Annotated in this window: 15 protein-coding genes and 4 pseudogenes; 6 read left to right on the top strand and 13 right to left on the bottom strand. The window is 49.8% G+C overall.

All coding sequences use genetic code 11. The features are described 5' to 3' along the window. Nucleotides 1-137 precede the first annotated feature (137 nt). Nucleotides 138-1061, bottom strand: coding sequence for a transcriptional regulator LrhA (gene lrhA / locus KQP84_RS09000; protein ID WP_215846102.1), 924 nt, complete (start codon nt 1059-1061; stop codon nt 138-140). A gap of 961 nt (nt 1062-2022) precedes the next feature. On the opposite strand from lrhA, the gene KQP84_RS08995 reads away from it, so the two are divergent. Next, nucleotides 2023-3240: a pyridoxal phosphate-dependent aminotransferase gene (locus KQP84_RS08995; protein WP_215846100.1), complete on the top strand. Its 1218-nt coding sequence runs from the start codon at nt 2023-2025 to the stop codon at nt 3238-3240. 70 nt (nt 3241-3310) lie between these two features. Further along, nucleotides 3311-3910: a 5'-deoxynucleotidase gene (gene yfbR / locus KQP84_RS08990; protein WP_215846098.1), complete on the top strand. Its 600-nt coding sequence runs from the start codon at nt 3311-3313 to the stop codon at nt 3908-3910. A 22-nt stretch (nt 3911-3932) separates the two neighbouring features. Here yfbR and KQP84_RS08985 read toward each other — a convergent pair whose 3' ends face one another. The 3 genes from KQP84_RS08985 to yfbV all read right to left on the bottom strand — a co-directional run bounded on the left by KQP84_RS08985 (nt 3933) and on the right by yfbV (nt 5703). Beyond that, nucleotides 3933-4592, bottom strand: coding sequence for a sugar phosphatase (locus KQP84_RS08985; RefSeq protein ID WP_215846097.1), 660 nt, complete (start codon nt 4590-4592; stop codon nt 3933-3935). 13 nt (nt 4593-4605) lie between these two features. Next, on the bottom strand, nt 4606-5100 hold the full coding sequence (locus KQP84_RS08980; protein WP_215848236.1) for a YfbU family protein: 495 nt from the start codon (nt 5098-5100) through the stop codon (nt 4606-4608). Between the two features lie 150 nt (nt 5101-5250). Further along, nucleotides 5251-5703, bottom strand: a complete 453-nt coding sequence (gene yfbV, locus KQP84_RS08975) for a terminus macrodomain insulation protein YfbV (RefSeq protein ID WP_215846095.1) — start codon at nt 5701-5703, stop codon at nt 5251-5253. 334 nt (nt 5704-6037) lie between these two features. On the opposite strand from yfbV, the gene ackA reads away from it, so the two are divergent. The 3 genes from ackA (at nt 6038) to KQP84_RS08960 (ending at nt 11130) form a co-directional block, all read left to right on the top strand. Then, nucleotides 6038-7240 (top strand): acetate kinase, encoded by a 1203-nt coding sequence (ackA, locus tag KQP84_RS08970; protein ID WP_215846093.1) that lies wholly within the window; start codon nt 6038-6040, stop codon nt 7238-7240. A gap of 69 nt (nt 7241-7309) precedes the next feature. Beyond that, nucleotides 7310-9454 (top strand): phosphate acetyltransferase, encoded by a 2145-nt coding sequence (pta, locus tag KQP84_RS08965; RefSeq protein ID WP_215846091.1) that lies wholly within the window; start codon nt 7310-7312, stop codon nt 9452-9454. A gap of 413 nt (nt 9455-9867) precedes the next feature. Then, the gene (locus KQP84_RS08960; RefSeq protein WP_215846089.1) at nt 9868-11130 is read left to right on the top strand and encodes a 4-aminobutyrate--2-oxoglutarate transaminase; all 1263 of its coding nucleotides are present in this window, start codon (nt 9868-9870) and stop codon (nt 11128-11130) included. A gap of 127 nt (nt 11131-11257) precedes the next feature. On the opposite strand, the gene yfcD is transcribed toward KQP84_RS08960, so the two are convergent. Next, complete coding sequence (gene yfcD, locus KQP84_RS08955) at nt 11258-11773, bottom strand: NUDIX hydrolase YfcD (protein ID WP_215846088.1); 516 nt, start codon at nt 11771-11773, stop codon at nt 11258-11260. Nucleotides 11774-11885: 112 nt separating this feature from the next. Beyond that, nucleotides 11886-12527: a glutathione transferase gene (yfcF, locus tag KQP84_RS08950; protein ID WP_215846086.1), complete on the bottom strand. Its 642-nt coding sequence runs from the start codon at nt 12525-12527 to the stop codon at nt 11886-11888. A 181-nt stretch (nt 12528-12708) separates the two neighbouring features. On the opposite strand from yfcF, the gene KQP84_RS08945 reads away from it, so the two are divergent. Continuing rightward, entirely contained in the window at nt 12709-13608 is a 900-nt protein-coding gene (locus tag KQP84_RS08945; protein ID WP_215846084.1) for a TIGR01777 family oxidoreductase, read from the top strand. Between the two features lie 30 nt (nt 13609-13638). On the opposite strand, the pseudogene KQP84_RS25300 reads toward KQP84_RS08945, so the two are convergent. From KQP84_RS25300 to purF, 7 genes and pseudogenes are all read right to left on the bottom strand, one after another. Then, nucleotides 13639-13842 (bottom strand): annotated as a pseudogene (locus KQP84_RS25300) (cytochrome C biogenesis protein CcdA); the annotation flags it as partial. Between the two features lie 32 nt (nt 13843-13874). After that, on the bottom strand, nt 13875-14648 hold the full coding sequence (gene hisP / locus KQP84_RS08940) for a histidine ABC transporter ATP-binding protein HisP (protein WP_215846083.1): 774 nt from the start codon (nt 14646-14648) through the stop codon (nt 13875-13877). A 9-nt stretch (nt 14649-14657) separates the two neighbouring features. Continuing rightward, nucleotides 14658-15373: pseudogene (locus KQP84_RS08935) on the bottom strand (ABC transporter permease). Continuing rightward, nucleotides 15370-16056: a histidine ABC transporter permease HisQ gene (locus KQP84_RS08930; RefSeq protein ID WP_215846081.1), complete on the bottom strand. Its 687-nt coding sequence runs from the start codon at nt 16054-16056 to the stop codon at nt 15370-15372. Before KQP84_RS08930 ends, KQP84_RS08935 begins: the two are co-directional and overlap by 4 nt. 181 nt (nt 16057-16237) lie before the next feature. Next, nucleotides 16238-17019, bottom strand: a pseudogene (gene argT, locus KQP84_RS08925) (lysine/arginine/ornithine ABC transporter substrate-binding protein ArgT). A gap of 259 nt (nt 17020-17278) precedes the next feature. After that, a pseudogene (locus KQP84_RS08920) lies at nt 17279-17847 on the bottom strand (UbiX family flavin prenyltransferase). A 105-nt stretch (nt 17848-17952) separates the two neighbouring features. Then, nucleotides 17953-19470, bottom strand: coding sequence for an amidophosphoribosyltransferase (gene purF, locus KQP84_RS08915; RefSeq protein ID WP_215846080.1), 1518 nt, complete (start codon nt 19468-19470; stop codon nt 17953-17955). Nucleotides 19471-19485: the final 15 nt, after the last annotated feature.

Raw genomic sequence — 19485 nt, 5'->3', positions numbered from 1 at the left:
AGGGGACAAATCACGGATACGATGAGGAGAAAGGGATATAAAAAAAGCCTCTCATTCTGATAAAAGAACAAGAGGCTTATTTTGATCGCTTTTAACAATTGCTCTAAACGGAACCAGAACCAGTATTAGCAGCGAATTTACTCTTCGTCATCCAGTAATAAAGTACCGTCTGGATTAGCGCTGAGATTGTAGGGATCATTGGTTGACTGCATTGCGTTGAAGATAGCCAATGCGAGTTCATTATCGCTGTTAGGATTACGACACAGCAGATATTGTGTATCTGGCAACACTGGTAAACCTTCGGCAGCGCCCATAACGCGCAGTTCTGGACTCATCATTTCTACCGGACGCGCTGTTACACCCAATCCCGCTTTAACAGCCGCACGTACTGCTGCCAATGTGGAAGCCACATACGAAATACGCCATGGAATGCCCGCCTCGTTGAGATGATCAATAGCCATATCACGGTACGGACTTGGTTCGTCAAGCAGAACCAATGGGATAGCTTCACCTCGCTGGAAAATGTAATCCGCTGCGCAATACCACAACGTTGGCGATGTACGCAGAACCTGATAGGTAAAGTTACCTGGACTGGAGGTGGTCACCACCAAATCCACTTCACCTTGATTCAGCATTTCCATCATGAATGGATTGCGTTTAACACGGACATCAATAGCGAGTTTTGGATAAACCGATGTCACGCGGTTCAACAAAAACGGCAGAATGGTGTCGGATGTATCATCAGATGCGCCAATGGTCAGGACACCCTGAATATTGCTATACATCAAAGAAGTACAGGCTTCATCATTGAAGCGGAGAATCTTTCTGGCGTAACCTAAGAGCTGAATTCCGTGTTCTGTTAACAGTTTGTTACGTCCATGTCTGGCAAACAGCTCTTTACCTACCAATTGCTCCAGACGTTGCATCTGCTGACTGACCGCTGACTGGGTTCGGCAGACCGCTGCAGCTGCAGCCGCAAACGTATTCAAATCCGCAACAGCCACAAAAGTTCTCAGCAGATCGAGGTCGAGATTGAGTATCGGACGATTTGCATTAGTCATGTTTTTTCTTCACTTATTAGATTTTTACGAACTACTACCCTGGTGTTATTACACATCTCATCAAAGTGATAAGCGGTAATGGTGCTTAATGGCAGTCCTGTGTGAAGACTGCCACAAAAAGTGGTCGAACGAATATTAACGAAAGCTCAAACCCGCATAATTGGGCAAAGCAGTATCGTTTAGACAGATACAACTTCTGAGCCGAAGGCGCTGGGTGCGCAAATGCAGTAAGCTGCGTAGTTGTCTAAATCCCGCCGAAACAGCGATTGCGGGACAAAAAAGAACGGCGTACTTTTATGATGCTCGGTAAATAGTGGCATCAAATAATAAATTATACTTAATCATTTTTGACGTCAAAATGGAAATGTTTTTGTGAAAAGCGCTGTAAATTTTGTTGTAACCCCTTTCTCACCTATCCTGCCACACTACTGGCTATTTTTTAACCTTTTCATTTCTGAAAAAACAAACAAAGTGAGAAGACATGCCTAAAGTCTTCCTTGCTACGCCCGCGCTGGACCTTACGACAGCGTACAATTCTGGTTATTCACTGCATGAATGACAATAATTACCAGCTGTAAATCACATTACATAAGTGCACCAATTCACCACTGCTCACAAAACAACCATCAATGCAATATCGCTTAACTATTTCAATTGGCATCTATCTTACTCAAGCCTTTTTTAAAAATTGAAAATGGCAAATTCACTATTAAAAATCTGGATTAATGACTTTACAGCCCCTTTTTACTACTTGGTTAAAAATGCCAAATAAAACAATATTATTAGTTCATTTGACTAAATTAAACGACTGAGAATATTTTTTGCGCCACGGCTCGCATGAAAAGATGCTTAACGCGCCAAAACCGGTTAGCACCCTTCTTTTGTGTTCAGCAGGAGAGTACATTGTGCTGGTTTGATTTCAGTGGCAGGTAAAAGGATTCTGCCCATAAAGGCGGTAATAATGACTTTTCAAATTGATAAATCCGGAAAGCTGGAAAATGTTTGCTATGACATTCGCGGTCCGGTCTTAAAAGAAGCTAAGCGTCTCGAAGAAGAAGGTAACAAAGTCCTTAAGCTGAACATTGGTAACCCAGCACCGTTCGGCTTTGAGGCACCTGACGAAATTCTGGTCGATGTCATCCGCAACTTGCCTAGCTCACAAGGCTATTGTGATTCCAAAGGTCTCTATTCAGCGCGTAAAGCCATCATGCAGCATTATCAAGCGCGTGATATGCGAGACGTTACGGTTGAGGATATTTACATCGGCAATGGCGTTTCTGAACTGATTGTTCAGGCCATGCAAGCGCTGCTAAACAGTGGCGATGAAATGCTGGTGCCTGCACCCGATTATCCGTTATGGACAGCGGCTGTGTCGCTATCCAGCGGAAAAGCAGTGCATTATCTTTGTGATGAGTCAGCTGGCTGGTTTCCTGATCTGGACGATATTCGCAGCAAAATCACGCCGCGTACTCGCGGTATTGTGATTATTAACCCGAATAACCCTACCGGTGCGGTATACAGCAAAGAGTTGCTGCTGGAAGTGGTTGAAATCGCGCGTCAGCATAACCTGATTATTTTCGCTGATGAGATCTACGACAAGATTCTCTACGACGACGCGCAACACCACTCAATCGCTGCGCTGGCACCCGATCTCCTGACCGTAACTTTTAACGGACTCTCTAAAACCTATCGCGTTGCCGGTTTCCGCCAAGGCTGGATGGTATTAAACGGTCCGAAAAAGCATGCTAAAGGCTATATCGAAGGGCTGGAGATGCTTGCGTCTATGCGCCTGTGTGCCAACGTTCCGGCACAACATGCCATTCAGACTGCATTAGGCGGTTACCAAAGCATCAGCGAATTTATTGTACCGGGCGGACGTTTATATGAGCAGCGCCAGCGTGCCTGGGAACTCATTAATGATATTCCCGGCGTCAGCTGTGTGAAGCCGCAAGGTGCGCTTTACATGTTCCCGCGTATTGATGCAAAAAAATTCAATATCTTTGACGACCAAAAAATGGTTTTGGATTTTTTACTGCAAGAAAAGGTGTTGTTAGTACAAGGCTCCGCCTTTAACTGGCCTTGGCCAGATCATCTTCGTATCGTGACGCTGCCACGCGTTGACGATCTAGAGATGGCGATCAATAAATTTGGCCGATTCCTGCAAGGCTACCGTCAGTAATCACGCCCGCGTATACTGTTTCTATTTCGGGGAAAGCTGGTCTTTCCCCTGCCTGCAAACAGGATCATTCATGACTCAAAGCCATTTTTTCGCTCATCTTTCCCGACTCAAACTCATCAATCGCTGGCCGTTAATGCGCAATGTGCGCACGGAAAATGTCTCCGAGCATAGCTTGCAGGTAGCCATGGTGGCGCATGCTTTGGCTGTCATTAAAAATAAAAAATTTAATGGCAATCTCAACGCAGATCGCATTGCAATGCTGGCGCTTTATCACGATGCGAGTGAAGTATTAACTGGCGACTTGCCCACGCCAGTAAAGTATTACAATGCGCAGATTGCCCATGAATATAAAAAAATTGAGAAAATTGCACAGCAAAAACTGATTGAAATGCTGCCGGCAGAGTTCCAGGACATTTACCGCCCGCTGATTGATGAACATCTGCATGGCGCTGAAGAACAAGCGGTAGTAAAGCAGGCGGACGCACTTTGCGCCTATGTAAAATGCCTGGAGGAGTTATCTGCAGGTAACAATGAGTTTTTACTGGCGAAAGCACGGCTGGAAAAAACGTTAGCGCAGCGCCGTTCGCCAGAAATGGATTATTTTGTAGAGGTGTTCATTCCTAGCTTCAGCCTGTCGCTGGATGAAATTTCACAGGACACGCCGCTGTAATAAAGGCGGCCTTAGCCGCCCCTTAGTTCTGTGTACTCAATGTAAATTGACCGTCAGCCAATTTCGTCACGACTAATGATTCCAGTGATGTCAGCTGAATTGTCACTTCATTAAGACGTGGCGTATCCGCTGGTGCATTAGCTGCAATCACGGCGCATCCCGCATTAAGACCTGATAAAACGCCGGCTGGTGCATCTTCAACGACGACGCATACGTCAGGCGATAAGCCTAATTTCTTTGCACCTAAAAGGTAAGGATCGGGCTCTGGCTTGCCTTTCACGACTTGTTCAGCGGTGATGAAAACGGCAGGCTGCGGTAATCCAGCCGCTTTATGGCGTGCGTGGGCGACCGGAACGGAACCTGACGTCACAATTGCCCAAGGAATTTGCAATTCATTCAGCGTAGACAGTAGCGCCTTAGCGCCAGATAATGCCTGTACGCCATCCGTGTCTTTCGCTTCGGTTTGTTCTAACGCCAAAAACTCAGCCTGAATAGCCTCCTCAGACTGACCAGCCATAAAATGACGTAACGACGTAATTGCCTGTTTGCCATGAATGAACGCCAGAACGTCGTCTGCCGCGATACCCTGCCGCGCTGCCCAGTTGCTCCACGCGCGCTCTACTGCAGGCAATGAGTCCACTAAAGTGCCATCTAAATCAAACAAAAAACCGCTGTACGTCACACGTCACTCCTCATCAGGCATTGATTACTTGCGCAATTTCATTCGCGCTCAAATGGTATTGACGAGGACAAGTCTGCCACAAAGCTAGCATGCGTTGATACTTTTCCCACATTGGCGTTTGTGCATTGAAGCCGTGCGTGCCTGAATCAAACTGGGTGTATCGTCCTTCGGTATTGACCATAAAACGGACATAACCGAGATAACGTGCTTCGGTGGCTGCATCAAAGCCGAGAAAGGCCAGGCGGCGCTCTTCAAGCTGCTCTTTTTCCTTGAGGTTTGACCAGGAAACATGCAGCGCGTGGTGCAACTCCATGATATCAATGAGGGTGCGGCAGGTTTCTTCAGTGAGCTCACCGAAATCTTTATCCAGCTCACGCATCTGTAAGCCGTAACCTCGTTCGATGATAGTTTGATAGCGACGGAAGCGTTCGGCGTTTTCAGGTTCCAGCATCGCCATAATTTTATATTGATTGGTCAGGATTAATCGCTGTGCATGGGTCATTTCCATCATTTACTCCGAGGCCTAAAAGGCGCTTAAGTTTTATACGATAGAGAAATGATTACACAGGGTTAGCAATACAGGTATGACAGCATCACTTTTCTTTGATTTAGACGCGGGTTCCAGGCGAATTCTTACCTGCGAAGAACCCATGTCCAATCAAAGATCGTCGAGAAAGGTGCGATCCAGCTGTTTAAAGGCGCGTTTTAAAACATCAGCTAATGCCTGATACGTTGGCTTGCCCTCGACCGGCGCAATTGCCTGCCCCGCCTCCTCCAGCCTGGCGCGAACTTCATGAAACCAGTTCAGTAGCGTGGGCGGCAAAGGTGTAACAGATCGCTTACCCAGCCACCACAAGCCTTGCATGGGTAGCGTGCAGGCAAACAGCGCAGTTGCAACAGCGGGCCCAAGCTGGCCGCCTAACGCAATTTGCCAGGTCAAGGTGAACACCGCAAGGGGCGGCATAAAACGAATGGCGAAGCGGGTTGCCGTCGACACGCGATTTTCAGGAAATATTGGCGCAAGGCGTTTGTCACTTGGCCAGGTCTTCATATAGTGCTGGCCGCGTTGAAAAATACGGAACCAGCTGGTACTGCCAGATTCATTCGCCATAGCGGACCTCAACTATTACTGCAAACTTTAAAAGATAGTTATAACCACACAACTTTACGTAACATCCTTCAAATGTTTTTGTCTTTAAACAGGACTCCAGCTATTCTGACGCCGTTTCGATACGGTTTTGGAAGCGGCTAGCACCACCGGGAAATGGCCTGAGTCCTGTTTCGACAAATAGACTTCAAATTTTTGCGTAAAATTACCGAAATTTTTTGCGTAAAGTCATCGTTTGACTAGCGCATGATGTTTATCATTAATCTACCAGCTTTCATGGGCTACGCTGATAGTCTGACTGCGTTTTTTTAGCCACTTTTAACAAATAGGTACTTCCATGTCGAGTAAGCTAGTACTGGTCCTGAACTGCGGCAGTTCTTCTCTGAAGTTTGCCATCCTAAATCCTGCCAGCGGTGACGAGTTCCTTTCTGGCCTTGCAGAATGCTTCCATTTACCTGAGGCACGTATTAAATGGAAACTGGATGGTCAAAAACAGGAAGCACCATTAGGTGCTGGCGCGGCGCATAGTGAAGCACTCAATTACATTGTTAAAACCATTCTGGCACAAAAACCAGAGCTTTCGGCACAAATCGCTGCAATTGGTCATCGCATAGTTCACGGCGGCGAGAAACTGACCCAATCCGTCATTATTACTGAAGATGTGGTTCAGGGCATCAAAGATGCTTCTTCTTTCGCTCCATTGCATAATCCCGCGCACCTTATCGGTATTGATGAAGCGATGAAAAACTTCCCGCACCTGTCCGATAAGAATGTCGCGGTATTTGATACAGCTTTCCATCAGACAATGCCGGAAGAGTCATATCTTTATGCTCTTCCCTACAAACTTTATAAAGAACATGGCGTCCGTCGCTATGGTGCGCACGGCACTAGCCACTTCTATGTCAGCCATGAAGCAGCAAAAATGCTTAATAAACCGCTGGAAGAACTCAACGTTATCACCTGCCATTTGGGTAACGGCGGTTCTGTGTCAGCTATCCGCAATGGCGTGTGCGTTGATACCTCAATGGGTTTGACCCCGCTTGAAGGTCTGGTCATGGGAACACGTAGCGGCGACATCGATCCCGCTATCATCTTCTTCCTGCATGACACGCTGGGCATGAGCGTAGATGCCATCAATAAATTGCTGACCAAAGAATCTGGCCTGCTGGGCCTGACCGAAGTCACCAGCGATTGCCGTTATGTTGAAGATAATTACGAAACCAAAGAAGATGCTAAGCGCGCGATGGACGTTTTCTGTCATCGTCTTGCCAAATATATCGGCAGCTACACCGCCTTGATGGAAGGCCGTTTGGACGCAGTGGTATTCACCGGTGGAATTGGTGAAAACGCCGCCATGGTGCGTGAACTGTCATTGAAAAAACTGGGTCTGCTCGGTTTTGAGGTTGATCACGAACGCAACCTGGCGGCACGGTTTGGTAAGTCAGGTTACATTAATAAAGAAGGTACGCGTCCCGCACTGGTGATTCCGACCAACGAAGAGTTGGTCATTGCCCAAGACGCTGCGCGTCTGACCGCTTAACTCTTTTCTCCGTCAGCTCATGCTGGCGGAGTTGTTTTTGACACCCTGCAATACCTGAGAGGTTCAATCGTGTCACGTACAATTATGCTCATTCCGACCGGCACCAGTGTCGGCCTGACCAGCGTCAGCCTTGGCGTTATTCGTGCGATGGAGCGCAAAGGCGTTCGCCTCAGCGTCTTCAAACCTATTGCTCAGCCGCGTACCGGCGGTGATACGCCCGATCAAACCACCACTATCATTCGCAAAAATTCCTCTATCCCAGCGGCTGAACCTTTACAGATGTCGCGCGTGGAATCGCTGCTCGGTTCTAACCAGCAAGATGTGTTGATGGAAGAGATCATCGCCCGCTACCATGCTAATTCGCAGGATGCGGAGGTGGTGCTGGTTGAAGGTTTAGTGCCGACGCGTAAACATCAGTTTGCTACCGCACTCAACTATGAAATCGCTAAAACGCTAAACGCAGAAATCGTCTTTGTTATGGCGTTGGGTAACGACTCAACCGAACAGTTAAAAGAGCGTATTGAGTTAACCCAAAGCAGCTTTGGCGGCAAAAAGAACAAAAACATCACCGGCGTTATTATTAATAAACTCAACGCACCGGTTGATGAGCAAGGCCGCACTCGTCCTGATCTGTCCGAAATTTTTGATGACTCCTCTAAAGCCAGCATCGCGAATATTGATCCTAAGCAGCTGTTTTCCGACAGCCCGCTGCCGGTGCTGGGTTGCGTACCCTGGAGCTTCGAGCTCATTGCGACACGCGCTATCGATATGTGCCGCCATCTGAATGCGCGCGTTATCAACGAAGGTGACATCCAGACTCGCCGCGTTAAGTCGGTGACGTTCTGTGCACGAAGCCTGCCGCACATGCTGGAACATTTCCGCCCAGGTTCACTGCTGGTGACTTCAGCCGATCGCCCAGACGTGCTGGTTGCTGCCTGCCTGGCCGCTATGAATGGCGTCGAAATTGGTGCCATTCTGCTGACAGGTAACTATGAAATTGACCCGCGTATCGCTAAATTGTGCGAACGTGCTTTCCAGACGGGATTGCCAATGTTCATGGTGAAAACTAACACCTGGCAAACCTCCCTCAGCCTGCAAAGCTTCAATCTGGAAGTGCCCGCTGACGATACTCAACGCATCGAAAAAGTGCAGGAATACGTTGCCAACTTCATTAATGCCGACTGGATTGAGTCACTGACGGCGACTTCTGAGCGCAGCCGCCGCCTGTCACCGCCAGCCTTCCGTTATCAACTGACCGAACTGGCGCGTAAAGCCGGTAAACGCATCGTATTGCCAGAAGGCGATGAGCCGCGCACCGTTAAAGCTGCTTCGATTTGTGCCGAACGCGGTATCGCAACCTGTGTATTATTGGGAAATCCAGACGAGATCCAGCGTGTTGCTGCTGCACAAGGCGTTGAATTAGGCAGTGGCATTGTCATTGTCGATCCAGAAGTGGTACGTGAAAACTACGTACCGCGCTTGGTGGAACTGCGTAAGAGCAAAGGCATGACCGAAGTTGTTGCACAGGAGCAGTTAGAAGATAACGTGGTGCTGGGCACCATGATGTTGGAAAGCGGCGAAGTCGACGGCTTAGTTTCTGGCGCGGTTCACACCACTGCCAACACCATTCGTCCACCGCTGCAGCTGATCAAAACTGCGCCAAACAGCTCCCTGGTTTCATCGGTGTTCTTCATGCTGCTGCCAGAGCAGGTTCTGGTTTATGGCGACTGCGCCATCAACCCAGACCCAACGTCTGAACAGCTGGCAGAGATTGCAATTCAATCAGCTGATTCAGCAAAAGCCTTTGGTATCGATCCGCGTGTAGCGATGATCTCTTACTCAACCGGCAATTCTGGTGCCGGTAGCGATGTTGAAAAAGTACGCGAAGCCACGCGTATTGCGCAGGAAAAACGTCCTGATCTGGTGATTGATGGCCCGCTGCAATATGACGCGGCTATTATGGAAGATGTGGCGAAATCTAAAGCGCCAAACTCAGCGGTTGCGGGTCGCGCCACCGTGTTTATCTTCCCGGATCTCAACACGGGTAATACCACTTACAAAGCGGTACAGCGTTCAGCCGACCTGATTTCCATCGGGCCAATGCTGCAAGGTATGCGCAAGCCGGTCAACGACCTTTCTCGTGGCGCACTGGTGGATGATATTGTCTACACCATCGCGTTAACCGCAATTCAGTCTCAGCAAGCTGAAGGCTAAAAATGTGATGAGAGCATGCAGCAATGCATGCTCTTTTTATTTAGATGACGCAAGTAAGTGATACGCCATTCAACCACGATCGCCAAAGCTTCCACCCTGCATAATTAATTTACGCAGACATCATCCCCATCCCACTTTGCACTTCAGAATTTCACACCGTTCCCGCTCCGCGCTTTAAGCAACATTACTCACCCCTTTTCGGCAGACCAGAAAACAAATGCAGCCCCATTTCTGTGATGTGCTATTCATTCAGAACCGCGTGAGTCGCTGACGATTTGCATCAGCAAGGCAGGCGGCTGTATATCTGCCGTAGGCGATATAAAATTTGTTCAGCGTGCCGTTGGCAAGGGCTTCTTTTACCCTGGCGCCAGCAGATCGCCCAGTAAGCTTTGCAACCACAACGAGGTCAACTTATGAGCAACAGTGAAGTGCACGCACGTCGTCTCAAAGCCACACCGCGCGGCGTCGGCGTCATGTGTGATTTCTATGCAGTGAAGGCCGAAAATGCCACGCTGTGGGATCATCAAGGCCGAGAATATACCGATTTCAGTGCCGGTATCGCAGTCCTTAACACCGGGCATCGCCATCCAAAAGTGATCGCCGCAGTAAAAGAGCAGCTCGATTGCTTCACCCATACCGCTTTTCAGATCGTGCCTTACGAAAACTACATTAAGCTGGCAGAGCAACTGAATCAGCGCGTGCCGATTGACGGTCCGGCGAAAACCACCTTCTTTTCTACCGGCGCTGAAGCGGTTGAAAACGCCGTGAAGATTGCTCGTGCAGCAACCGGCCGGCCGGGCATTATTGCTTTCACCGGCGCATTTCATGGTCGCACTTACATGACAATGTCGCTGACAGGCAAAGTGATACCTTATAAAACCGGTTTTGGTCCCTTCGCGGGTTCTGTATTTCATGCCCGCTATCCGAACGCGCTTTACGATTGCAGCGTTGAAGACGCACTGGAAAGCTTGCACGCTATTTTCCGTTGCGATATCAGCCCGCAACACGTCGCCGCCATTATTTATGAACCGATTCAGGGCGAAGGCGGCTTCAATGTTGCCCCCGCTGATTTTGTTACGGCGTTGCGTCAGCTATGCGATGAGCACAACATCCTGTTAATTGCCGATGAAATCCAATGTGGCTTCGCCCGTACCGGTAAACTGTTCGCCAGTGAATATTACCCTGACGTAAAACCCGATTTGATCACGATGGCGAAGAGTCTGGCCGGCGGTATGCCGCTCTCTGCAGTATCGGGTCGTGCTGAAGTCATGGACGCACCCTCACCGGGCGGTTTGGGCGGGACTTATGCCGGTAGCCCACCCGCAATCGCGGCTGCGCTGGCAGTGCTGGATGTCATTGCTGAAGAGAATTTATGCGAGCGGGCCGATCAACTCGGCAGTGAACTGATTGAAACGTTGCATAGTGCAGGCTGTAAAGCGCTGGTTGAGGTACGAGGACGCGGCTCAATGATTGCAGCTGAATTTCACAATGATAACGGGAAACCCTGTGCTGAGACGGCAAGAGCAATCCAGCAACAGGCATTGTCGCAGGGTTTATTGTTGCTGACGTGCGGCGTTCACGGCAACGTGATCCGCTTTCTTTATCCGCTTACCATTCCCGATACTCAGTTCCGCGCCGCCCTCACGCTGCTTAAAAATATTCTGCATGAATACTAATACTGAGCCACGCATTTGATGAGAGAGATTAAGGAGAAAGAAGCGTCCACCGCAGAACAGCGGCGGACGCAGTTGGGTTTATATCGTACTGGCGAAAATGCCTTTCACTGCGAGAAGAGTAAGCGAATTATTTTTCGCCGTTGCGGCTCATCCACAATGAAAGCGCCTTCAACGAATCATCGGTAAATTCGTCACAACGCGCAGTGATTTCATCAGGCGTCATCCAGTAAATCTCATCAACTTCGGCTTCTTGCATGGCAAAAGGGCCGTGAGAAACGCAACTGAACAACCCGCCCCACACGCGGCAGTGCTGATCTTCGAAGTAGAATTTGCCATGCTCCGCGAATGGGACATCAGCAATGCCTAACTCCTCTTCCGCTTCACGGCGTGCGGATTCCAACAGGTCTTCACCGCTCTGCACCACGCCGCCTGCCGTAGCATCCAGCATGCCAGGCATAAAATCTTTTGTCTCGGTACGGCGCTGTACCAGAATCTTACCCATGCCATCGTGTACCACGATGTAGGTGGCGCGGTGGCGCAGGCACTGTGCACGCATTTGCGCACGCGTTGCCTGTGCTACGACCTCATTCTCTTCGCTAACGATATCGACCCACTCAATGTCGCCACCCTTTTGATCCACCATCCGTAACCCTTTCCTGTTTGGCATGCCCTGTTGCACGCACTGTTATTGCCACGTCTTTATAATAGTGTGGCGTAAGGTAATCACTTCCGTTAGCTTGAGCAAGCCTCGATCTTTACCGTTTTTTGCCGCTTTCAGCCAACCACAACTGTACAGAGGCGCGTTGCCACTGAAATTCAGCGTAATGCTGTAGTTTTATCGGCAGGTTATCGCCATGCAGCGCCAGTCTGTTCAACATCACCGCTAAATCGGTATCTGCAATAGACCATTCGCCAAACATGTTCTGTTGCCCTTCCGGTAACAAGCGTTCGCCAGCAGCAATCAGTTTTTCAGCCGCCTGTTGCGCTGCGGGCGTCAATGGCGCAAAGCGTTCGCCAGCAAATAATACTTCAGTGGGACGCTCCTGACGGATCGGCATAAAATCACTGCGCAGCCACGCCTGAACTTCGCGTGCTCGCGCACGATTTTCACGATTTTTTGGGTAAAGACGTTCAAATTCGGGCGCAGGAAACCGCTCTTCAAGGTACTCGCTGATAGCGGAGGATTCGCTCAGCACCAGATCATCGATTTGTAATGCAGGCACGCGACAGGTTAATGACAGCGCACGGTAATCGGCTGAGTATTGTTGGTCTTGAGACAAGTCGACACGCTTAAGGCTGAAGGGAACGCCTTTTTCCGTTAATGCAACGTAAACCGACATGGCGTAAGGACTAAAAAACGATGAATCAGACCACAGGGTGATGGACGGGTAATTCATCTGCTACCTCAAATAGCTATCAGGGTTGCATCATGTTTACCGATTTTTATTTACAAAGGCAACGCCCGGCTGGTCCGATGTTTGCCTGTTCCGCATGAAACCTCGAAGCGGCTCACGCTACTCCTCTCGCACTCTTCTATGCTGATTACAGCGGAAAACAAAAAGTATAAGGAGTCGCAACATGCATATTCTCATTACGGGTGGTACTGGATTGATTGGTCGACACCTCATTCCTCGTTTACAACTGCTGGGTCATCACATCAGCGTTGTCACGCGTGACGTCGTCAGCGCACGCGAAAAGTTGGGGGATAACGTCGCGTTTTGGTCTGGATTGGCGCAACAGCAAAACCTTGATGGCGTCGATGCCGTGATCAATCTCGCTGGCGAACCGATTGCCGATAAGCGCTGGACAGAAATTCATAAACAGCAATTGTGTGAAAGCCGTTGGCAAATCACCGAGCGAATTACCTCACTGATTAATGCCAGCACCACGCCACCAAAGGTATTGATTTCAGGTTCAGCCACCGGTTTTTACGGTAACACCGGTGAGTTGGTATTAACGGAAGAGGATCCGGGCCACGAAGAGTTCCAGCACACTTTATGCGCCCGCTGGGAGCAGTTGGCGCTTAGCGCACAAAGCGATCGCACCCGTGTTTGCCTGCTACGAACCGGCGTCGTTTTAGCCAAGGAAGGTGGCGCATTAAGTAAAATGAAGTTGCCGTTCAAACTGGGTATTGGCGGCCCTATCGGCAGCGGAAAACAATATATGCCGTGGATCCATATCGACGACATGGTGAATGGCATTCTCTGGCTGTTAGATAATGAGGCGTTGAGCGGCCCGTTTAACATGGTTGCTCCTTACGCGGTTCGAAATGAACAGTTTGCTGCCACGCTTGGCCATGTTATGCATCGCCCCGCTTTTATGCGTACGCCAGCCAGCGCCATCAAGCTGATGATGGGTGAATCATCTGTATTGGTATTAGGTGGACAACATGTTTTGCCGAAAAGGCTGGAGTCGTCGGGCTTCGGCTTCCGCTGGTATGATCTGCAAGAAGCCCTGCAGGATGTCGTAAAAACGTAACTCATCGGGAGCCTGACGCTCCCGTTATTTTTACTGCAATGCCAGCGGTGAAATTACTGACTCGCGCAATTTACCGTGATTCGGCTGCGGTACGTGGTGAATAAACGTCAATAAGCCAGCAAACACTCATAGACTGGTGTAAGCCTACACCGCACCAACGATGTCGAAAAACGGCAACATAACCGCTGGAATTAGCGCCATCCAAAAGTTGTGTCCGGCATACATTGGCAGGTAACGATCCCGCGCCCGAAGACGCGGGAAAACGTTTATTTCAGTGAACCTTTGAGGAATTGCTGCAAGCGTGGGCTTTTCGGGTTGCCAAACAGTTCGGCTGGCGGCCCTTGCTCTTCGATCTTGCCCTGATGCAGAAAGATAACGTGGCTGGAAACGTGACGGGCAAATTCCATTTCATGCGTCACCACCACCATGGTTTTGCCCTCTTCAGCCAGCTTTTGCATGATACGTAGCACCTCACCGACTAATTCCGGATCGAGTGCCGAGGTGGGTTCATCAAACAGCAGTACTTCCGGCTCCATCGCCAACGCGCGCGCAATCGAAACACGTTGCTGCTGTCCACCAGAAAGGTGTACCGGATATTTAGCGCAGGCTCGCGCATCAATACCGACTTTATCGAGATATTTAATGGCGCGTTCGCGCGCCTCTGCTTTGCTCAGGCCCAACACCTGGATCGGCGCTTCCATCACGTTTTCCAGCACTGTCATGTGGCTCCAGAGATTGAAGTGCTGGAACACCATGGTCAGGCGAGTACGCAGGGAACGCAGCTGCTCTTTGTTAGAGACTTTTAGCTGTCCATCGGTGTCGCGCACCAGCGCGATCTGCTCATTGTTAACCACAATGGTGCCTTCACTCGGCTTTTCGAGGAAGTTGATGCAGCGTAAAAAGGTACTTTTCCCTGAACCGGATGACCCAATGATGCTGATCACGTCGCCAGCATCGGCCTGCAATGAGACCCCTTTCAGCACTTCATGTTCACCGTAACGTTTGTGCAATTCGGTGACGCTTAATTTATTTTCAGCCATATGTCTTACTCAATGCGATGAAGAGGGTTTCACGTGCGCCAGCCAGCGACGCTCCGCGAGGCGGAACAAGCTGATCAACACGTAAGAGATAATCAGATAAAGCACGGCGGCAATACCAAATGCGGTAAAGGGTTGATAGGTGGCGGAGTTGATATCACGCGCCACTTTCAACAAATCGGGAACCGTGGCGGTAAACGCCAGCGCCGTGGAGTGCAGCATCAAAATCACTTCATTGCTGTAGGCCGGTAAAGCGGTGCGCAGCGCAGAAGGCAGAATGATGCAGCGATACAATTTGAAATTTGAAAAGCCGTAAGCACGCGCGGCCTCAATTTCACCATGCGGCACGGAACGAATAGCCCCGGCAAAAATTTCGGTGGTGTAAGCGCAGGTATTCAGCGTGAAAGCCAGTAACGTACAGTTCAGCCCGCTACGAAAAAAGCGTTTAGCAGCTCAGTTCCTTTCACAATCTCCAGCGTATACATGCCGGAATAAAATACCAGCAGCTGCACATAAAGCGGTGTGCCGCGGAAGATATACGTGAACAGCCACACCGGCGTACTTACCCAACGGTTTGGCGAGACGCGCGCAATGGCTAACAACACGGCCAGGCAACCGCCAATCACGACCGAAAGGATCAACAGCCACAGCGTGATCGCCACGCCGGTGAAACGATAACCATCAGTCCAGAGCAGCGCTTTCCAGTATTCCTGAATAATATCAATCATAACTCTGCCCTTTTAACACCCACCGTGTAGCGGCGATTCAGCCACCACAACACACCATTCGACAGTGTGGTAAACACTAAATAAATCACCCCAGCGACAATCGCAAAATAGAACGGTTGCCAGGTGCTTTTGCCCGCTAGCTGTGTAGCCTTAACCACGTCTTCCAGTCCGAGCAGCGACACCAGCGCCGTCGCTTTCAAAATCACCTGCCAGTTATTGCCAATGCCAGGCAGCGCATAGCGCATCATCGCCGGGAACAAAATGCGGCGGAAAACCTGCGAACCGGTAAAACCGAATGCCGTTGCCGCTTCTATTTGCCCTTTTGGCACCGCTAAAAATGCGCCACGGAAGGTTTCGGTAAAGTAAGCGCCGTAGATAAAGCCGAGCGTAATAATACCGGCCACCATCGGATCGATATCAAACTGGCTTAGTCCGAGTGCATCGGTGAGTTGGTTAAGAGCGATCTGCAAACCGTAGAAGATCAGCAGCATTAAAACGAGGTCTGGAACACCACGAATCAAGGTCGTGTAGCCATTAGCGATCATCGCTAATGGACGATTGCGAGAGACTTTAGCGCCTGCGCCTAGCAGTCCAAGGACAACCGCGAGCACCACTGAACTAAGCGCCAGCTCCAGCGTGACTAAGGTGCCTCTAAGAATTACGTCAGAATAGCCATACAGCATGAAAATGATCCTGTCATGGGGTGAAAACGGATAGCTGCCCGCCATTCATTGCGGGCAGCTTTATCCCGGTAATCAGTATCACAGACGGTTGGTGCGCTTAGCCTCGTGGATCATGAGAGGATGGAGCACAGCCAATTCGTCGGTGTCACAAAGAACCAGGGATAAAGTAGACAGGTTTTACTCAGTCACCGTATACATTGAAATCAAAGTACTTTTTAGCAATTTTGTCGTAAGTCCCATCTTTGCGCATCTCATCGACAGCTTTGTCGATGGCGGTTTTCAGCTCGGCATCATCTTTGCGCAAGCCCATACCGGTGCCTACACCAAAGATTTTGTCATCTTTCACTGCTGGACCCGCAAAGGTGTAATTCTTACCAACCGGTTGTTTCAGGAAACCTTCGCTCGCCTGCACTTCGTCCTGGAAAGCGGCATCGATGCGGCCTGCATTCAGATCCTGATAAACCAGATCCTGATTAGCATAAGGCGTTACGGTAACGCCTTTCGCACGCCAGTTTTCATTGGCGTAGGTTTCCTGCGTGGTGCCTTGCAGCAGACCAATGTTTTTGCCTTTCAGCGAATCAATAGTCGGCTGAATAGTTGACCCTTTCGGCGCGACTAAACGCGCGTTAGCGGCATACAACTTTTCAGAAAAGGCGATTTCTTCCTGGCGTTTAGCTGTGATGGAAAGTGAAGAGATAATGGCATCAATTTTTTCGCTTTCAGCGATGGGATCAGCGCATCAAAATCGCTTTCAACGTAGGTGCACTTGGTGTTGATACGTTTACAGATTTCGTTGGCGAGATCGATATCAAAGCCGACTAACTGTCCTTGCGCGTTTTTCGACTCAAACGGCGGGTAAGTTGGATCAGTTCCAATACGGATTGAACCCGGCACCGCGGCGAACACGCTGGCGGCGCTGGTCAAGCCCAGCATCAGAGAAAGAGCCAGAACACGCTTTTTCATAGATTACCCTCAAGTGAAGTGCTTTTTGTTATGTGCTACGTGATGTGTTTGCGCAAATTAATCTGCATGTTTCATGCCAGTTCTGCAAGTTATCCGCGCACTAAACGTTACGCTACATAGGCGAAATCGCTAGGCGTGTAGGAGGAATATATCAGTGATGTCATCCAGAAAAAGCGACGCTGTTAACTTTTGGTGCATCAAATGCACGAACAGTGATCTCCGGCGCGCTTACGCACCATAAAAGTGCAATTAATTAATCTTATGCACCTTGCCAGCGCGTGAAGAGATCGTGCGGTAATTCGATGTCAAACTGGTCAATAACACGGTTAACTGTTTGATCTACGAGCTGATCAATCGTAACGGGGCGATGATAAAAGCGGGAACCGGCGGCATGATGATCGCACCAAGTTCAGCGGCGGTGGTCATCATGCGTAAATGACCGACATGCAGCGGCGTTTCGCGTACGCATAACACCAGCTTGCGCTGCTCTTTGAGTACGACATCGGCAGCGCGCGTTAGCAAGGAGTCGCTGTAGCTGTGAACAATGCCAGATAAGGTTTTCATTGAGCATGGCAGAATGACCATGCCAAGCGTTTTAAACGATCCTGAAGAGATGTTTGCCGCAATATCGCGCACGTCATGCACCACATTAGCCAGCGCTTGTACTTCGCGTACGTTGTAATCGGTTTCCAAACCCAGCGTTTGGCGCGCCGCATTGCTCATCACTAAATGCGTTTCCACCTCAGCGACCTGCTGCAAAACCTGCAACATGCGCACGCCATAAATCACGCCGCTTGCACCCGAGATGCCAATGATGAGTCGTTTCATAGTTCAGCCTTGCTATTTTTTGAGTGCGCCATCATAACGCGGCTTAAGGAATAAATAAAAAAGGCGAGATTTCTCTCGCCTTCTCTTTTGCATCAACGCCAGAGATTACCCTTCGTTATGCAGTTCCAGATTCTCCACTTCGTTTTGACGTGCAATTGCTTTTGCATCGTCATTACGCAGCGACTGGAGATATTCCAGATACTGTTGATCAACATCTTTCGTCACGTAGATGCCGTTGAACACCGAGCATTCAAACTGCGTGATGTCTGGGTTCTCTTCACGTACCGCTTCGATCAAATCATCGAGATCCTGGAAAATCAGCGCATCCGCTTTGATCAACTGGCAGATTTCATCCACTTCACGGCCATGAGCAATCAACTCAGTTGCGCTCGGCATATCAATGCCATACACGTTCGGGAAACGGATTTCCGGGGCGGCGGAAGCCAGATAAACACGTTTTGCACCCGCTTCACGCGCCATCTCAATGATCTGTTCTGAGGTGGTACCACGCACAATGGAATCATCGACCAACAAGACGTTCTTATCACGGAACTCGGCGCGGTTAGCGTTCAGCTTGCGGCGAACCGCGCTGCGACGTAACTGCTGGCCTGGCATAATAAAGGTACGGCCAACGTAGCGGTTTTTCACAAAACCCTGGCGATACGGTTTATCCAGAATACGCGCAATTTCCAGCGCGATATCGGTTGACGTTTCCGGGATCGGAATCACCACATCGATATCCAGATCTTCCCATTCACGTGCAATCTTTTCGCCCAGCTTGGTGCCCATGCGAACACGTGCGCTGTAGACAGAAATTTTGTCGAGGAAAGAGTCTGGGCGAGCGAAGTAAACATACTCAAACAAGCATGGATTGCTCTTTGGGTTTTCAGCGCATTGACGCGTTGAAAGCTGCCCTTGCTCAGTAACGTAGACGGCTTCACCCGGCGCAACGTCACGGATAAATTCAAAGCCTAGCGTATCAAGCGCGACGCTTTCAGAAGCGACCATGTATTCGGTGCGGCCATCTGCGATAACGCGTTTGCCCAATACCAGCGGGCGAATGCCGTTTGGATCGCGGAAGGCAACCATGCCGTGACCGATAATCATCGAAACCACAGCATAGGCGCCGCGCACCTGCTGGTGCACCGCAGCCACAGCGGCAAAAATATTGTCAGCTTCCAGCGGATCATGCGGGAAGCGATCCAGTTCTGCCGCAAAAATGTTCAGCAGAATTTCAGAATCTGAGGTGGTGTTAACGTGACGACGGCCCTTTTCAAACAGGCGTGCGCGCAGTTCATGCGCGTTGGTCAGGTTACCGTTATGTGCCAGAGTAATGCCGTACGGCGAGTTTACGTAGAATGGCTGTGCTTCAGAGGCACTGGAGCTGCCCGCCGTTGGGTAACGTGCGTGACCGATGCCCATATTGCCCTGCAAACGCTGCATGTGGCGTGCTTCGAAAACGTCGCTGACCAGACCGTTTGCCTTACGCAGGCGGAAGCAATTCAGCGCATCGATAGTACAAATGCCTGCGGCATCCTGCCCGCGGTGCTGGAGCACCGTTAACGCGTCATAGATCGACTGGTTTACCGGCATGAAACCGGTGATACCGACAATACCGCACATGTTGTCATTTCCTCA

It is taken from the genome of Candidatus Pantoea bituminis, from assembly GCF_018842675.1.
Taxonomy (GTDB): Bacteria; Pseudomonadota; Gammaproteobacteria; order Enterobacterales; family Enterobacteriaceae; genus Pantoea; species Pantoea phytostimulans.
This window is presented reverse-complemented; position numbering and strand designations above follow the sequence as displayed.

Excerpts from the sequence above, each read along its gene's own strand:
- lrhA (WP_215846102.1), bottom strand. The coding sequence starts at position 1,061 with ATGACTAATGCAAATCGTCCGATACTCAATCTCGACCTCGATCTGCTG.
- KQP84_RS08995 (WP_215846100.1), top strand. The coding sequence starts at position 2,023 with ATGACTTTTCAAATTGATAAATCCGGAAAGCTGGAAAATGTTTGCTAT.
- yfbR (WP_215846098.1), top strand. The coding sequence starts at position 3,311 with ATGACTCAAAGCCATTTTTTCGCTCATCTTTCCCGACTCAAACTCATC.
- KQP84_RS08980 (WP_215848236.1), bottom strand. The coding sequence starts at position 5,100 with ATGGAAATGACCCATGCACAGCGATTAATCCTGACCAATCAATATAAA.
- yfbV (WP_215846095.1), bottom strand. The coding sequence starts at position 5,703 with ATGGCGAATGAATCTGGCAGTACCAGCTGGTTCCGTATTTTTCAACGC.
- ackA (WP_215846093.1), top strand. The coding sequence starts at position 6,038 with ATGTCGAGTAAGCTAGTACTGGTCCTGAACTGCGGCAGTTCTTCTCTG.
- KQP84_RS08960 (WP_215846089.1), top strand. The coding sequence starts at position 9,868 with ATGAGCAACAGTGAAGTGCACGCACGTCGTCTCAAAGCCACACCGCGC.
- yfcD (WP_215846088.1), bottom strand. The coding sequence starts at position 11,773 with ATGGTGGATCAAAAGGGTGGCGACATTGAGTGGGTCGATATCGTTAGC.
- yfcF (WP_215846086.1), bottom strand. The coding sequence starts at position 12,527 with ATGAATTACCCGTCCATCACCCTGTGGTCTGATTCATCGTTTTTTAGT.
- KQP84_RS08945 (WP_215846084.1), top strand. The coding sequence starts at position 12,709 with ATGCATATTCTCATTACGGGTGGTACTGGATTGATTGGTCGACACCTC.
- hisP (WP_215846083.1), bottom strand. The coding sequence starts at position 14,648 with ATGGCTGAAAATAAATTAAGCGTCACCGAATTGCACAAACGTTACGGT.
- KQP84_RS08930 (WP_215846081.1), bottom strand. The coding sequence starts at position 16,056 with ATGCTGTATGGCTATTCTGACGTAATTCTTAGAGGCACCTTAGTCACG.
- purF (WP_215846080.1), bottom strand. The coding sequence starts at position 19,470 with ATGTGCGGTATTGTCGGTATCACCGGTTTCATGCCGGTAAACCAGTCG.